Origin of the sequence: Streptomyces sp. NBC_01276, assembly GCF_041435355.1 — a bacterium.
GTDB lineage: Bacteria > Actinomycetota > Actinomycetes > Streptomycetales > Streptomycetaceae > Streptomyces.
On the sequence record NZ_CP108442.1, the window covers coordinates 4226211 to 4240864 of the forward strand.

Below are 14654 nucleotides of genomic sequence, written 5' to 3' on the forward strand. Positions count from 1 at the left end.
TACGGATCACGACGCCGTCGAGGGTGATCGTCCGCGGCTCGGCGAGCAGCCGGCCGGGGTAGGCGCCGTGCGCGTCGGCTCGGGCGACGGTTCCCGAGGCGGTGCCGGGGGTGTCCTCCCATCCGGTGAGGGACCGCCACCCGTACGCGGTGCGCGGGCCGAGCAGCAGCTCGCCGAACTGGACGTGTCCGGCGAGGGTGACCAGATCACCCGGGGCCACTGGTCACCCCTGCCCTTGGCGTGCCAGGCGAGCGCGACCGCGGTCTGATCGGCGGTGGCGTTGCCGGCGTGCCAGTTCTCGATGTGGACTGCCGGCCCCCAACTACCGCCCGCGCCAGCCCCGGTGGTGGGGGCGCCGGCGGTGGCGAACTGAGGGGCGGCGGGGACCGAGACGAGTCGGCGCATGGTGCGGTCGACGGCGGGGGCGCCGGCCTTGATGCCCTCGACGATGCCCGCCGGGATGAACTTGCCGATCTTGTCTCGCATGAGGCGCGACGGCGAGTGAATCCCGAGCGCTTTTGCAATGGGTCCGGGAATCAAGTTTTTGGCCCAAGACATGAGCGTCGAGCGGAGCCAACCGCCCATGGCTTTTATGCCGTTCCAAAGGCCGTAAATCAGGTCGCGGCCCTTGTCGTACAGCATCGAGCCAAAGTCGCCGAAATAGCCGGCGATCATGCCCGGTAGTCCGCGGACCCAATCAAGCATCTCACCGGCTTTGCGAACTGTTCCCGACTTGATCGAGTCCCAATGCTTGATGATCAGGCCGACGAGCGTCCAGTTCAGGAAGAAGTCGACGATGCGGCCCGGGATTCCGCGCACCCAATCAACGGTGGCATTCCATGCGCTTACGGTTCCCGACTTGATCGAGTCCCAATACTTGATGATGAGCCCGACGAGCGTCCAGTTCAGAAAGAAAGAAAGGATCTGCTGTCCGACCCATTGGAGCTTTCCCCAGACCCAATCCCACGCCGCCTTTGTGGCGCCAACGATGGTGTCCCAGTTGGCGACGATCAGGGCGACGATGCCGACTACGGCGGCGATCACGAGCGCGATCGGGCCCATGGCGAGCAGCCACGCCGCAGCCATCCGGGCGCCCTGTATCAGGGACTGCGTACCCATGAGCACCCACGCGCCGACCACCCGTAGAGCGGTCGCGCCGGCGCTCACACCCTGCGCGACCCAACCCGCCAACATTGTGGCGTTGAGCAGGACAAACCGTCCTGCAGCGGCTATGCCGGCCGCGGTCTGAGTGGCCCATCCGGTGACGACTGCGGTCGTCGTTGTCCACGCAGTGACGCCGAGCGCGATGAGCGTCGGCAGCATCAGGATGGCGATCACGCCGGCGGCGATCGAGAGCGCCGTCGAGTGCTCAGAGATCCACCCGACGGACGCACGGAACGCACCGCCGAGCCCACCCTCGCCCAGCCAATCGGCAGCCTTCTCAATTACGGGGATCGCATAGTTCCCGAGGACCCCGACGACCTTCTGCTCTATTCCTCGCTTGAATGCTTCGAGCTTAGTCGCCGCATTGTCGTGCAATGCTTTACCGGCGGCGTCGGTAGCGCCCTTAACGTCGCCGAGCGCCTTTACTGCGCTCGAAGGATCGAGCGAGTAGATCGCTTTCTGCATGTCCTCGGCCTTGGTGCCGAAGAGTCCGAGCGCGATCTCGCTCTGCTTCGCAGGGTCCTTGACGCCGCGCAGCTTGTCGAGGACTTGATCGAGCGCCTTTGCTGCTTCCGGTCCACCCTTCTGAAAGACCTTCTGCATTTTCTCGGCAGAAAAGCCAAGATCCTCATAGGCGGTCGCCGTTGCCTCGCCCATCCCCTGAGCCATCAGGGTGAATTCCTTGAGACTGTCAGCGACGACATCGGCGTCTCGCGCGCCGCCCTTGAGCCCTTGCTGCAAAAGGCCCATCGACGTCTGAGCGTCGAGACCCAGCTGCCGGAACTCAGTCGGGTATTCCGCGAACGTGTCGAGCAGGTCCTCGGCGACGTCGACGCCGTTCTGCGTGCCCCGAACGAGCACGTCGAGCGCTTCCTCCGCGGAGTCGGCGAGCCCGGTTTTCATCATCGTGCCGACGGCACGAGAAACCTTGGACACGTCCTCGCCCATGACCGAGGCAGCACTCGCGACCTGCGTCGCAAGCGTCTTGACCTGGCCCTGCGTGGCGTCCGGCGGGAGGAGTCCGCCCCGCGCGATGCCCTTGATGATCTCGGCGCCGTCGGCGACCGAGTCGACGATCGCCGAGGCGTACAGGTCGCCGGCGACCTTGCCGTATGTCTTGGCTACCGGGCCGGTGGCGCCGAGCTGCGCCTGCAACTGCCCCGGCACCTTGGCCTGTTCGAGCGCCTGCCCGATCCCGGCCATGAGAGCGCCACCGATCGCGGCGCCGATGGCCGCAGCAGCGAACCCTCGCAGCGCGGTCCCCATGCCCGAGCTCGCCTGTTCGGCGCCGTCGGACGCGCCCTCGGCGAGCCCGTCGCCGAGAGCGTCGCCGGCCTGATCGCCGGCGCGCTCGGCCTCGGCGGCGATCCGGTCGCCGCCAGCCTGTACCGCAGCGCGGGCGCGGGACATGCCCGCATCGGCCCCCGAGTCGTCGATCGTGACGGTGGCGGCGAGCTCGCCCACCATGAGCGCCATGGGGCCTCACCTCCGGGGGGTTCCGCCTCCCGTCGGGGAGGTGTCGGGCGGAGGTGTGAGGACCCGCGCGAGGCGGGATTCAGCAGAGAGCAGGGCGAGGATGCGAACGCGCAGCCAACGCCACGAGCGGGCGCGCAGCAGGCCCGGGGTGCCTAGGTCGATGCCGTAGACCTCGTGCAGATCAGCCTCGACGAGCGGCCACTCGGCGAGGATCTGCGCCCATGTCAGTGAGGCTTGCGGCCCTTTTTGCCCTTTCCTCGGGCGGGTGCCGGGCGGGTACTCGTACCACTCGTAGAGCCCCGAGACGGGGTCGAGCTCGCCGCACCCGATCGGTTCCGGCGAGCTGCCCGGTTCGGGGCCAACCTGTTTGGGTCGCCGGCCGCGTTCCAGTACCGCTCTGCCGCGGCCTTGTCCTGCGCGATCCACACCATGGCGGTGATCGCCGAATGTTTGAGGACTGGCCACTTCACGCCGTCGGCGACCATCTGATCGTGCGCCGGCCCAAGTACCTCGCGGTACAAGTCGCGCTCGGCGGCGTCGCCGAGCACCTGCTCGTCGGCCCGTCCGCCGTCCGCGGCGACCGCGGCGGCGTTGATCAGAGCCTGCGTGCGCAGACCGATCTCGGCCGAGGGCGCGGGCACGGTGTAGAGGCGGCCGGCGACGGGCAGCTCGAGCCGCTCGTCGAGCAGCTCGTCGAGTGCCTCGAACGCCACTACGCATCACCTGCCTTAAGCGTCTTGGCCTCGGCGGCGGCGAACGTGCCCCCACCGGCGACAGGGTTTGTGATCTCGACGAGCGGGCCGGACCCGGTAAGCGTCACCTTGATCGTGTCGACCTCATCCGGGCCGCCCCCGTCGGGCTCCCACGTCACCAGGGCGGAACCTTCCTGCGCGTCCGCGGCCCCGTTGCGGTCGTAGTAGCGGACCCGTACATAGCTCTTGGCGCCGAACGATCGCGACGCCTTCCGCAGCGCCTCTTGCGCTGCGTTAAAGACGCCGGTTGTGGGGTGCGCGCGGTGCGCGATCGTGGTCTCGATCGACCACGCGAGCATGGTTACGGCCTGCTCGCTCCACCCCTCGGCGTCGTAGGTCGTCACCTCCTGCTGCGTTGGCTCCACCTTCGGCGTGAACTCGGTGACCCCTGGAACGAGGGTCCATATCGGCGTACCGGGCGTCGTGCCCATGTCCAGCTCAAGCCGGTAGCGGCGCGCAAGCGCGGTTACGGTCTCGGCCGGGGGCGTCGGGGTGCTCAATGGCGCCTCCTATTCGAGGTTGGGGTGCGCCCGGTGGGCGCGCACGTGGAAGTTGGCGGAGCGCTCCCAGCGGCCGGCCGAGTCGGACCCGATCGGGGCGGCCGAGACGCGAAAGACGAGCTGCGCCCGGACCGAGCCGAGTAGGTGCGGGCCGCTGCCGTGCAGCACCTCGTGCACCTGGTCGTCGAGGGCGTCAACCTCGCGGGGGTCGACCCCCGCGCGTGTGCGCGCCTGCACGCCGGTGGTGGTGTCGGTGAGCACGGGCGAGTCGGTGACCGGGTAGGCGGCGAGGCAGATCACGCGGTCGGGAACGGGGGGAAGCGCGGCAATGGTGATCGCGGTCTCGCCCGCGGCGTACGGGCCGTCGGTGCGGTAGATGCCGACACCCTGCTCGTGCAGCAGGCGGGCGAGACCGTCGAGCAGGTCGACGGTGTAGGTCATCGCAGCGCGCGCCGGATCTGCGCAGCGATCAGCGCCTGCACCTCGCCCGCGGTCTCGGGCAGCACGCCCTCGAGGTACTTCGCGCTGCGCCCTGGGGCGTGCCGCGCGGTCATGTCCTCATGGACGCGGGCGGCGTACGGGGTGTCGAAGGACACCGCGGCGACGAGCTGCTGCTCGTCGACCGAGGTCGCGCCGCTCCGTTCGAGGGTGCCCTCGTTGATCGGCACGCGCTGCCTGCTCGCGGCGAGGACGTGCTCGGCGCCGAGCAGCACCCCGCGGGCCGCTGCCTCGCGCATCGCGTCGGCGACGGCGTCGCCATTCCAGCGCAGTCGGGCACGCGGGCTCATTCGCACACCACCTCCGTGGACGCGGGAACCGGTAGGCCCGGGGCGGTGTGCGAGGCGGCGCTGATCACGGTGGTGATCCGTCCGCCGGGCAGGGTGACGCGCGATCCGGGCGGGCAGGTAAGGCCCGGGGCGGCGATGATCTGCGCGCTGCTGGCGACCGTGCGCCCGTCCGGGGCACGCACCATGCGCACCGCCTCGCCGACGAGCGCGGGATGCTCGACGCGCGGCCCGTACGTCGGCCCGTACGCGCCGTCGCCCAAGTAGGGCTCGACGCCGATCCGGTGGCGGAGCAGGGACGGCGGGACGCGCGTCACCATGCCATCACCCGCCCCGGTTCGAGGCCGGCGCGGCGCAGCACCCGCGCGGCACGCGGGGCGAGCTCGACGCCGGACGCGCCCGCGGTCGAGGCGGCGCGGCCGGACAGGGATACCGGGCCGATCGAGACCGAGTCCCACTTACCCGCGGCCCCGGTGCCGTCGTCGCCGGCGGCGAGCCAATACTCGACCTGCGCGCACACCGCCGAGCCAAGGGCGGCGCCGATCGTCGGGTCGGTCGGGTCGCCGTCGTCGTCCACGCGATAGATCGCGGTCAGCAGCGCCGAGTCGATGTCCTCGCCGGCCCGCGCGATCAGCCGCTCGGCCTCGGGCGGCGCCGGAGTGCCGAGCCATGCGGCGAGCGCCTCGGGGGTGGCGTAGGGCTGTCGTGCCACGATCACCCCCTCTTGCTGCGGGCAGCAGAACGGCCCGCAGGCTTGGTGTCCTGCGGGCCGTCCGGTTCGCTGGTCTGCTCGTCGCCGAGCGGTTCGAGGCTGTAGCCATGGCGCCGGAAGTAGAGCAGCGCCCCCTCGTTAGGGTCGGTCGCGGTGGCGCGGCCGGCCGTGAAAGTGACGCCGGCGACGTGCTCGTCGCCCTCGTGCGGGGCCGTGATCTCGTACCGGCCCATCACTGAACCTTGATGTTCCGCAGGACGGCGGCGCTCTTAGTGGCCTTGAGCGCGACCGCGACGGGCCCGAGCTCGACCTCGCCGGTCTTGACGGCGCCCGCGGTGGTGAAGTCGGGCAGCCACTGCCGCACGAGCTGCCCGCCAACGGTGCTCACACCGTGGAAGCCATCGAGGCCGAGGCGGACGACGTAGAGATCGGACAGGCCCAGGATCGCGGCGCCGGCGCCCGCGCCGTCGACGTCGCGGGACTCGATCGGGATAACCGGGGTGGTGGCGCCGGCCTTGTCGCCGAGATCCACCAGGGGGATTCCGTTGTACGTCTCGATCTGCTGCCCGAACGCGTCCGCGGTCCGGTCGTAGTAGCCGGCCCGACGGGCGAGCGACCGCACCCGCGAGAGCGTCTTCTTGTTGCCGAAGATCGCCGACGGGGTGCCGTCGAGCAGGGCGAGGAACTCGTCGAGGACGTCGAGCGCGTCGTTCGCCTTCCCCGCATCCGAGCCGAGGGTCGCCCCGGTCCAGTCGAGCGAGGCGCCCGCGCCCATCTCCGTAGAGCTGCCGGCGAGCGCCTTGTCGAGCCCGTCGAATCCCGCCTCGGCGCCCGGGGTCGTGACCCGCTTGCCGTTGATGACCTGATCGGAGAAGAACGCCCGAGCTGACTTGATCGTCTGGCCCATCTGAAACGTGGTCTCGTTCGTTGCCGCGGCGCCGAGGTTGGACAGCACGCGGTCGACCTCGAACGCCCCGCCCAACGGGGAGAGATCGACGGTGTAGCGCTGCCGCTTGGCCTGCGCCTTGGGGTACTCGGTGTTCATCGGCCGGAACTGCGCGGGCCGCTCGGTGATCAGTCGGGTGTATCCGTACGTGAGGGTGGCGCCGCCACCCGCAGGGCTCACGACGTCGTCAAAGGTGAGGTTGTCGAGCAGCCAAGACGACTTACGGAACTCGTCGATCACCATGGTGTCGACGTCATCCTGCGTGTTCAGCCGCGCGTCGGCGAGAGTGATTGCCATAGGCGGGATCTCCAGTCAGAAGGGGCTAGCCGCCGAGGCGGGCGGCGATCGCGTCGTGCAGAGAAGCAGGGCGCCGCTCACCCGTCGGGGCGCCGTTGAACTCGCCGCCCCCGCGGGCCGGGCCGGCCGGGGCGGCGCGGTACAGGTCGGGGTCGGCGTCAACCGCGCCCGTGATCGCCGCGGTGAGCGCGGCGTCGAAACCGGTGTCGGTGGGGTCGAGGTCGGCGACCGAGGCGAGGAACGAACGGGAGTTGAGTAGGCGGTCGCCCCGAGCGCCCTGGTCGCCGGCGACGCGGGCGACGGCGAGCTCGACGCGTGCCGAGCGAAGCGCGCTCGCGTTCTCGGCGAGCAGCCGGTCGCGTTCGGCGACGGCAGCGGCCAGCGCGGCCGGGTCCTGCTCGGCATCGCCACCGTTGGGATTGAGCGCGCGGGTCACGGCGTCCAGTGCGGCCCGCAGCTCGTCGCGCTCGGCCGCGGCCTGCTCGGCGCGGCTCGTGGCGTCGGCGAGCTGCTGCTCGGCGGCCGGATCGCCGGCCGGCGCCGGCGGTGCGGCCGGGGCCGGCGGGTTGTTCGGTTCGCCGGCCGGCGGCGCGGGCGGGCCGGCGGGGTCGCCGCCCTCGCCCGAGCCGCCCTTGATAGGCCAGATCGGGCGGCCGTCACGGCGCCGGCCGAGGGCGGTCTCGCCCGTACGCGGGTGAGTGGGAAGGGCACCGTCGAGGGTGTTCTCGGGCATGGTGGGTCGGCCCTCCGGGGGCGTGGTGTGGGCATAGAAAAGGGCCCGCCGGACAGGTGGGCCCTGAGCGAAGGAGAGAGACGGTGTCGCGGCTACGCGCTCGCATGGCGCATGGCAGGACTCCGTCTCGTGTCGGCTCGTCGGTTAGGAATCGAGCGGGTCCCCCCTTGTCTCCGTTGCATTGAGTGGTAGATCATGTACCGAATGTAGTCAACTGGAGCGGTGGTTATAAAACACATGTTCGCTATCGAATTGGGTCAGATGCGGCTGGAGACACTCCAGTCGGTCTCTGGTCTCGCCGACGGGCACACGCAGAGCGGCCAGATCACGATCACGCGCGGCATGGACAAGAGCAACGAACTCACAGAGTGGATCAAGGAGTCGCGGGTAAACCACAACAACGGCGGCGCACGCAACGTCAGCATCTGCCGCTTGGACGCCGCCAACACGGTCGCCCAGCGCTTCAACCTGCGCAACGCGTGGGCGTCGTCATGGTCGGCCTCCGATGAGGCGATTGAGACCGTCCAAATCGACTTCGACGAGATGGTGATCGAGTAGGGGCCAGGCAATGCCTCACTCCGGCATAACGAAGCGCGCTCACTGGCGTGGCCAGGTATGCCCGGGCAGGGTGAGGCTAGTCAGCGGTCTCGTCGTTGAGCAGGCGCGCTTTGGCGTATCCACGGACCCAAGCAGCCATCAGTCGCGGGTCGGTGTAGCGGGGGGCGACGGTCGCCGGCCGGCCGGCACGTGCGGCGGCGAGCCCCTCGCGGCGGGCACGCAGCGCCTGCTCGCGGAAACCCAAGAGACCACCCCCTCTACTGCTTGAGCCACTGAGCATGTGCGGAATGCCGGGCGGTGTCGCCGGCGCCGGTGCGGACGCCGGTCACCCCCTCGGAGAACTCGGCGAATGTGATCCGGGGAGAGACGTCCTCCCAGAAACGAATCAGCTCCTCGCTTGCCCGGGCGTACGCAACATGGGCCGGCCCTGAGAACAGGGGGCGCGGGTCATGCCCCGCGGCCCGGGACTTGCGATTGAGCAAGATCCCGCGGGTGTAGTCCTCGGCGGCAAGCCACTGCACATAGATGTGCTCGTCGTACATCTCGCGCAACTCTGCGCGGCTGTACGCCCCGCGCGCGGAACGGGCCTCGAGCTCGCGCTCGTACACCCATCGCTCGGTGGCTGACATGTGTTCGGTGCCGTCCGGGCCGCGCTCGACGTCGGCGCCGTACGGCCCCCACTCGTCGGGGTCCACGGGCGGCGGATCGTCGAGGCGGATCGGGTGCATGGCGGCGTCGAGGGCGTCCCGGGCTGCGAGGGTGTCGGCGACTGTCGCGCCGGCCGCCGGTGGCGGCGGGGTGGGCGGGTGCCGGCGGTCGATCTCGCCGGCGATCCGCTCGGCGTCCGCCGGCGAGGCGTAGCGGATGCCCCACACGAGCAGCTCGTCGCCGAGCGCGGAGAGGTCGCCAGCGAGGCGCCCGCCCGGAAACAGGGAATCGAGCAGGCGGCGCCGGTGGATCTCGGCGCCGATCGCCGGCCGGTCCTCGGGCACGTGCCGTGCCCGGGTGGCGAGCGCCTGCTCGGACATGCCGAGCAGGTCGCCCCGTACCCCGGGCATGGCAGCGTCGATGTCGCGCCGGTCCGCCTCGGCCATGACGCGCAGCAGCCCGTCGTCGTCGAGGTGCAGCGCGACCCGGGCGAGCTCGTCGTCGCTGAACTCGGCGAGGGAGTCGACGAGCCGGCCGTTCGGCCGGATGCGGTCGAGCAGCGCCTGCTCGTCGCGGCGGTCCGCCTCGGCCGTGATCCGGTCGCGGTCGCGCTCGTCGAGTACCCCCGGGCGCAGCGCGGCGCCGAGCTGCTCGTCGGTCATCTCGGGCAGGGTGCGGTCGTCGCCCGCACGTACGCGCGCAGCCTCGAACGGGTCCGACCCCGGGCCGCTCGGTCCGGGCCGGCCCGCGGTGCCGCCGGCCGGCGGGAGGTTGCTCGCTCCGGGCTGCTCGCGCTCGCGCCGGCGGATGAGCTCGGGGTGCTGCGCGAGGTGCTCGCGCATTCGGCCCTGCCACTGCCGCACCCGTGCCTCGGCCGCTCTCTTGGTCTCGGGCGTTGCGGCGACGGCGGTGCGGTTCTTCCACTTCCTGATGGCGCGCTCGATCGCCCTCTGCCGCTGTGTAGCTTCATAGCCGGCCGGATCCTCGGAGTGCTCTACCGGCGCCCGGGTGACCCCCGGCAAGTAGGCCGAGGTGGAGTGCCGGCAGTTGGGGTGTTGCAGCCCGCGCCGACGTGCTTCGTCGAGCGATCCGGCGACGTGCACGCGCACGGTGCGATCGTCGTCGGTGGCGTGCTCGACCTCGATCGTCCGGGCGCCGCCCGGGCCGTCGAGCGCGAGCACCCGCCCCTCGAACGGGTCGCAAAGATCGCAGTTGTGGGGGGCGTTGGAGACGATCACGAGCGAGACGCCGGCGGCGCGCAGCTTGTCGCCGTGCGCCTCGACCGCGGCCCGCCCGACGGCGGTCCGCACTGCCATCTCGGCATAGCTCGTCATCTGCCACGCGCGCCCGCTCTTATCGACGAACGTCCGCAGACCGCGGTCGGCGAACCTTTCGAGGGCGCGCTGCGTGGCCTGCCGGCGGGTGTCGATGCCGAGGAGCGGCGTCGCCGATACCTCGCTGATGACCTGCCGGTATCCGTCCTCGACGCCTCGCAGAATGCCGCGGTGCGTCTCGGTGACGAGCTCGATCGTCTCGGCGGCGAGGCGGTCAACGGCCCGGGTGTTCGGGGTGCTGTCGGCGATCCGCCGGGCGTCGGCGTCGGAGAGGGCGCCGAGCTCGTCGAGGCTGGCCCGCGCCCCGACGTCGTACGCCTCGGTGACTGCTGAGAACACCTCGAGGTCGAGCGCGGTCTCGAGGGCGTTGACGACCCCCTGCGCTGCTCGTCGTAGCGGCTGGATGTCGCGCAGCTTGGCGACTGCCCACCCGGGGGCGTCGAACCCCTCGGCGAGCTGCCGCGCGACGATGCCGAGCAGGCGCTGCTCGGCGTCCGCGTAGAGATCGCGGACGCCGGCCGAGAGGTCCTCGGCCATGGCGGGGTGAATGGGCATGGCACCCCCCACCACGGCCCGGCACGGATTGTCAGTGGTCGCGGGTACGGTCGCGCTATGACCTCTGTGCAGATCAAGCCCGGCGACGTCAGGACACGTGCGGAACTGAAGGCGATCTTCGGTGGTGGCCCGCAAGGCGGAATCATCCCGTCACGCACGACCGACAACATCCTGTTGTTCACCGACCACGAGAGCGCCAAAGGCTTTGGCTATCAGGACGGTTGGCTGGCCGAGGAAGACACGTCAGGGCCGATCTTCGAATACACGGGGCAGGGAACGCTCGGCGACCAGACGCTGAGCGGCAACAACGGTTCCGTACTACGCCACGTGGAAGACGGCCGCACGCTGCGCCTCTTCATCGCGGTTGGGTACGTCGACGGAGGCACGACGGGGGCACGGACGCACCGCTACGTCGGTGAGTTCATCCTCGACGCGGACGAGCCCTTTGTAATGCGGCAGGTACTCGACTCCGCACAGAAGTTGCGGTGGGTATACGTGTTCCGCCTGCGGCCCGTGGCCGGAGTGGAGCAGGCACCCGAGGACTTCGTGCCAGTCGCCTCGGAGACGATCGCCACCAAGGTGCCGGCGACGCCGATCAGCGATCCGGCGCTCGTGTCCTTCCAGCTCAAGCCTGCCGAGGCGACAATGAGCCAGACGATCAAGCCCGAGGCCAACAGCGGGAAGAAGATCACGCGTAAGCCGACCGAGGCGGTCGAGGTCAAGCGCCGGGAAGCGGAGTTGAGCGATCGGTTCCTCGCCTTCCTGACCGAGCAGGGGCACAGCGTCGAGCGGATCAAGATCCGCGTGGAGGGGTTGAACTCAACCTTCTTCACCGACCTGTTCGACTCGACCGACAACGCCCTCTACGAGATCAAGGGCAACATCAGTCGAAACGCCATCCGCATGGCCATAGGGCAGCTCATCGACTACCGCCGGCACATCACCCCCAAGCCTGATCACCTCGTTGTCCTGCTGCCGGAGTGCCCCGACCACGATCTGTGTGATCTGGTCGAGGCCGGCGGAATGACCCTGATCTATGAGGACGGCGACAAGTTCGTCGGGTGGCCCGTCACCAGCTAGACCAGTTGCCCACTCTGCATCGGGTCGGGCACTGCCGTGCCCGACTCGATGCCGATACGGGCGACCTCGGCCTGCACGTATGTCTCGTCCCACTCGGGGTGCAGCAGTCGCACCTTGGTCTCGGTCGAGACGGCTTGCGCCTGCTGGAGGAGTGCCAAGGTCTGAGCGAGCGAGGACGTGTCGTCGGTGATCGTGTCACCGAATTCGACACGGGGCCGCTCGGGCACGATGCGCGGTGTGAAGAACTGCCGGTCGAGCAGCAGTAGAACGTGCAGCATGTCGGCGACGGGCGGCGTCCAGTACCTCACTTTCTTGCCCCGGGTGATCATGCTCTTCCGCTCGCGCGCTCTGACCTCGGTCGCAGTCACGGCGGCGCCCTGGTCGCCGAGCCCGAACGTCGCGGCGGAGTACCCGGCGCTCATCACCGCTTGCCGGGTGATCGCGGCTGAGGTGCGCTCGTGCTCGTCGACCCTGATCGCGAACTGCGACAGGGTGATGCCGGCGCCGCCCTGCTCGGTCGGCGGGACGTTGAGCAGCGTCCAGATTTCCCGGTCGTCGTCAAAGCTCGCACCGCGCCCCGGCCCGTGGTCCCGCAGATAACCGTCGGGCACGAGCAGCCGCGCGCGAGCGAGCCGCAGATCGCGAATCCAGCTCGACCACGTCGTATCGAGCGAGTCGAACAGGTCGTACAGGGGAGCGCTGAAGTCGGACCGGCCGAACGGCGAGCCGCGGTGCTTGCGGTGGGGACGGATGTTGGGGCAGTAGGCGGCGGTCAGCAGGCCGATACCGGTCTCGATCGCGTCGCCATCGGGGCCGAGCGAGTCGGCGAGCGCGGCGACGTCGGGGTGCTCGGTGAGCGGCACCCGCACCCCGAGACTGTTCTGCGAACCTTGGTAGAGCCCTTGCTCGATCCGGCCCGGGGAGTGCCGTTCAAGGTGCCGCCACACCGTGACTGAATCCGAGGAGAGCTCGCGCCAGAACGTCACGGCGACGAGCTGCCCCCAACGCCATTCCGGCACAGCGGCGTCGGGATGCACCGTCGTGAGCAGGGGCCGGCCAGCGAGCGACCGATCCCAGGTGACGCGTAGATACACGCCCCCGAGCGCGGCGGCGACCTCGGCCGCTTCGAGCAACGTGTTCGCGATGCCGTCGGCCTCGTCGAGCTCGTCGAGCCGGTCTTGCGTGGCTGCATCGGCGACGGTGAACTCGGGCGGCTCGGCGAACAGGAGATCAGCGCTCGCGGTCGCGATGTCCCCGGGCAAGGGGATGTGCAGCCGGTGATCGGGTGTCCCAGGCTGCTCTGCCCGGTCGCGCCCCCACAGCCGGCGCCGGCCGTCGCGGCGCTGCGGGGCGCTGCGATACACCGCGGCGAGCTTGTCGCGGTCGCCGGCGTACCAAGCATCGTCGACCCGCAGTTCGGCATAGTGCCAGGCGAGGGCCGGCGGCGGCCACGGCGCGCCGTTGTCAGGCAGCGGCACAGCTCACCTCCCTTGGTCGCGGCTGAGCGTCTTCCTCAGCCAGTGCGCGTAGATGGGCGGTCGCAAAATCGCGGTGAAGACTGTCCCTCGGATGCCACAGTGGTACGCGGGGCGCGACGATCTCTGCCGTGGAGCTAAAGGGAGCAGCCCTCAGCGATGCCGTGGCGAGTGGGAGTAATAGTGATGAATTCGGAACATTTTGACTGGAAGCCCCTGTCTCGCCGTGACATCTCGACACGGGATGTGACTCTGCTCGAAGGGGTGCCGGATCACCTGTTGCTCCCGCTGAAAACCTGGCTCGCCGACTACCTGAGAGGCAGCTCGGAAGTTATGGGGCGGGTTGCTCTCCAGTTGCACGTTGCACTGGACACCCCCGACCCCGAGCAGCTTGTCGAGACGATCTCCATCAACGACCTCTCGCATCTCCTTGATGCTGTTGACGCCGCGCTTCACCTCGACAAGGGGCTGTGGTGGGAGCTGGATGTCACCGGTCCCGAGCGCGCAATGGAAGCGGGCTTGGCCCCGTGGATTCCCGACTTCAGGTGGCCGAAGGGAAGCAAGGTCGCGGCGGTCGAGAGGCTCGATGACATGCTCGCGGACGCCGGCTCGGCCTTTGAAGTCGACTGGCGTCAGCGGTGCTTGCGCCGCAGAGTCGATGCCACGGTAACCGCTGCTGTCGAGCAGGCAATCAGCATGGATGCCGGAAGGCACCTTGAGGCAGCATGGGCCGCAACTTACGGACGCCACCCCGATCCGTCTAAGGCTTACGACGAGGCAGTACGAGCCGTCGAGGCCGCAGCCATCCCGGTTGTATTGCCGAAAAGTACACAGGACAGCCTCGGCAAGGTTCTAGCTCACCTCAGAGACGCGGCCAGCAAGTGGGAACTGGCGATCGAGGGGAGGAATGGCGGTGATGTTGCTCCGGTGAGGGAGATGATCAGTCTCCTTTGGAAGGGCCATGTTGCCCGGCACCCTGGCAGTCCAGGCTTTCGGAGGCAGCGTCAAGATGAGGCCCAGATGGCGGTTCATCTTGCCGCAACGTTGGTGCACTGGTTCACGACTGGAGCGGTCCGGCGGCGAGATAACGGGTGAATGCAAGGCTCCGTGCGCGGTCAGGCCCGCCCGCGCACGGAGTCACCGGACGCGCCTAACTGCACAGCTACTTGGTCAGTCTCATTCGTCGGGTCCTGGTCGCTGCGCAGGCTCGGCAGTGCCGGGTGCCGTTCGGGGCGCGGTACGTGTTCGCTTGGTCGAATCGGTGTCCGCGGGCGCAGTGCGTTTGGCGTGCGCGGCGGGCGGCCGGACTGATTCCGCGCCGGATGTTGGTCCGGGTGGTGACCACTTCGAGGTGGTCGGGGTTTGCACAGTGTCGGCGGCGGCACAGGTGGTCGATCACGAGCCGGCGGGGAATTGGGCCCCGTACGAGCTCGTAGGCGACGCGGTGCGCGTACTGCGGGCGTCCGGCGACCTTGATCTGCCCGTAGCCGTTGGGCTTGATGTGGGCTGTCCAGTCCCAGCAGCCGAGGGGCCCAGCGGTGACCTTGTCGAGGAACCGGTCGGTCAGTGAACGGGGCACTCGATCACCCCCTCGACGTGCTCGGGTCCGCGGCGCAGCGCACCGGGCAGGAACGGGGGA

General features: G+C 69.5%; 16 protein-coding genes. 3 read left to right on the top strand and 13 right to left on the bottom strand.

The window, feature by feature from the left end; genetic code table 11:
- Positions 1-6: 6 nt before the first annotated feature.
- The 10 genes from OG295_RS18845 to OG295_RS18890 all read right to left on the bottom strand — a co-directional run bounded on the left by OG295_RS18845 (position 7) and on the right by OG295_RS18890 (position 7365).
- Entirely contained in the window at positions 7-2640 is a 2634-nt protein-coding gene (locus OG295_RS18845) for a phage tail tape measure protein (RefSeq protein WP_371677909.1), read from the bottom strand.
- Positions 2641-2864: 224 nt separating this feature from the next.
- On the bottom strand, positions 2865-3353 hold the full coding sequence (locus OG295_RS18850) for a hypothetical protein (RefSeq protein ID WP_371677910.1): 489 nt from the start codon (positions 3351-3353) through the stop codon (positions 2865-2867).
- Positions 3353-3892, bottom strand: coding sequence for a phage tail tube protein (locus tag OG295_RS18855; RefSeq protein WP_371677911.1), 540 nt, complete (start codon positions 3890-3892; stop codon positions 3353-3355). The genes OG295_RS18850 and OG295_RS18855 overlap by 1 nt, the downstream gene beginning before the upstream one ends.
- Positions 3893-3901: 9 nt before the next feature.
- On the bottom strand, positions 3902-4333 hold the full coding sequence (locus tag OG295_RS18860; protein ID WP_371677912.1) for a minor capsid protein: 432 nt from the start codon (positions 4331-4333) through the stop codon (positions 3902-3904).
- Positions 4330-4680, bottom strand: a complete 351-nt coding sequence (locus OG295_RS18865) for a hypothetical protein (RefSeq protein WP_371677913.1) — start codon at positions 4678-4680, stop codon at positions 4330-4332. Before OG295_RS18865 ends, OG295_RS18860 begins: the two co-directional genes overlap by 4 nt.
- Positions 4677-4997 carry a hypothetical protein gene (locus tag OG295_RS18870; RefSeq protein WP_371677914.1) on the bottom strand — a complete coding sequence of 107 codons (321 nt, stop codon included), beginning with the start codon at positions 4995-4997 and terminating at the stop codon, positions 4677-4679. The genes OG295_RS18865 and OG295_RS18870 overlap by 4 nt, the downstream gene beginning before the upstream one ends.
- Positions 4991-5389 (bottom strand): hypothetical protein, encoded by a 399-nt coding sequence (locus OG295_RS18875; RefSeq protein WP_371677915.1) that lies wholly within the window; start codon positions 5387-5389, stop codon positions 4991-4993. Before OG295_RS18875 ends, OG295_RS18870 begins: the two co-directional genes overlap by 7 nt.
- Before the next feature lie 2 nt (positions 5390-5391).
- Positions 5392-5622 (bottom strand): hypothetical protein, encoded by a 231-nt coding sequence (locus tag OG295_RS18880; protein ID WP_371677916.1) that lies wholly within the window; start codon positions 5620-5622, stop codon positions 5392-5394.
- Positions 5622-6632, bottom strand: a complete 1011-nt coding sequence (locus OG295_RS18885) for a major capsid protein (RefSeq protein ID WP_371677917.1) — start codon at positions 6630-6632, stop codon at positions 5622-5624. The genes OG295_RS18880 and OG295_RS18885 overlap by 1 nt, the downstream gene beginning before the upstream one ends.
- A 25-nt stretch (positions 6633-6657) precedes the next feature.
- Positions 6658-7365: a hypothetical protein gene (locus OG295_RS18890; protein WP_371677918.1), complete on the bottom strand. Its 708-nt coding sequence runs from the start codon at positions 7363-7365 to the stop codon at positions 6658-6660.
- 237 nt (positions 7366-7602) lie between these two features.
- On the opposite strand from OG295_RS18890, the gene OG295_RS18895 reads away from it, so the two are divergent.
- Entirely contained in the window at positions 7603-7923 is a 321-nt protein-coding gene (locus OG295_RS18895; protein ID WP_371677919.1) for a phage tail protein, read from the top strand.
- A 257-nt stretch (positions 7924-8180) separates the two neighbouring features.
- Here OG295_RS18895 and OG295_RS18900 read toward each other — a convergent pair whose 3' ends face one another.
- A complete protein-coding gene (locus OG295_RS18900; protein ID WP_371677921.1) occupies positions 8181-10460 on the bottom strand; it encodes a phage minor capsid protein in 2280 nt (759 codons plus the stop codon).
- 57 nt (positions 10461-10517) lie between these two features.
- Between OG295_RS18900 and OG295_RS18905 the strand changes: the two genes are divergently transcribed.
- Entirely contained in the window at positions 10518-11540 is a 1023-nt protein-coding gene (locus OG295_RS18905; protein ID WP_371677922.1) for a hypothetical protein, read from the top strand.
- Here the strand turns inward: OG295_RS18905 and OG295_RS18910 are convergent.
- Positions 11537-13018 (bottom strand): phage portal protein, encoded by a 1482-nt coding sequence (locus OG295_RS18910; protein WP_371677923.1) that lies wholly within the window; start codon positions 13016-13018, stop codon positions 11537-11539. The two genes, OG295_RS18905 and OG295_RS18910, sit on opposite strands and share 4 nt — an antisense overlap.
- A gap of 243 nt (positions 13019-13261) precedes the next feature.
- On the opposite strand from OG295_RS18910, the gene OG295_RS18915 reads away from it, so the two are divergent.
- Complete coding sequence (locus OG295_RS18915; RefSeq protein ID WP_371677924.1) at positions 13262-14110, top strand: hypothetical protein; 849 nt, start codon at positions 13262-13264, stop codon at positions 14108-14110.
- A 67-nt stretch (positions 14111-14177) separates the two neighbouring features.
- Here the strand turns inward: OG295_RS18915 and OG295_RS18920 are convergent, their stop codons facing one another.
- Positions 14178-14594 (bottom strand): HNH endonuclease signature motif containing protein, encoded by a 417-nt coding sequence (locus OG295_RS18920; protein WP_371677925.1) that lies wholly within the window; start codon positions 14592-14594, stop codon positions 14178-14180.
- Between the last annotated feature and the right edge of the window lie 60 nt (positions 14595-14654).

What these genes read in the sequence shown, in the direction of transcription:
- OG295_RS18870 (WP_371677914.1), bottom strand. Translation starts at nt 4,997, where the DNA reads ATGGTGACGCGCGTCCCGCCGTCCCTGCTCCGCCACCGGATCGGCGTC.
- OG295_RS18865 (WP_371677913.1), bottom strand. Translation starts at nt 4,680, where the DNA reads ATGAGCCCGCGTGCCCGACTGCGCTGGAATGGCGACGCCGTCGCCGAC.
- OG295_RS18890 (WP_371677918.1), bottom strand. Translation starts at nt 7,365, where the DNA reads ATGCCCGAGAACACCCTCGACGGTGCCCTTCCCACTCACCCGCGTACG.
- OG295_RS18885 (WP_371677917.1), bottom strand. Translation starts at nt 6,632, where the DNA reads ATGGCAATCACTCTCGCCGACGCGCGGCTGAACACGCAGGATGACGTC.
- OG295_RS18860 (WP_371677912.1), bottom strand. Translation starts at nt 4,333, where the DNA reads ATGACCTACACCGTCGACCTGCTCGACGGTCTCGCCCGCCTGCTGCAC.
- OG295_RS18900 (WP_371677921.1), bottom strand. Translation starts at nt 10,460, where the DNA reads ATGCCCATTCACCCCGCCATGGCCGAGGACCTCTCGGCCGGCGTCCGC.
- OG295_RS18880 (WP_371677916.1), bottom strand. Translation starts at nt 5,622, where the DNA reads ATGGGCCGGTACGAGATCACGGCCCCGCACGAGGGCGACGAGCACGTC.
- OG295_RS18895 (WP_371677919.1), top strand. Translation starts at nt 7,603, where the DNA reads ATGTTCGCTATCGAATTGGGTCAGATGCGGCTGGAGACACTCCAGTCG.
- OG295_RS18905 (WP_371677922.1), top strand. Translation starts at nt 10,518, where the DNA reads ATGACCTCTGTGCAGATCAAGCCCGGCGACGTCAGGACACGTGCGGAA.
- OG295_RS18845 (WP_371677909.1), bottom strand. Translation starts at nt 2,640, where the DNA reads ATGGCGCTCATGGTGGGCGAGCTCGCCGCCACCGTCACGATCGACGAC.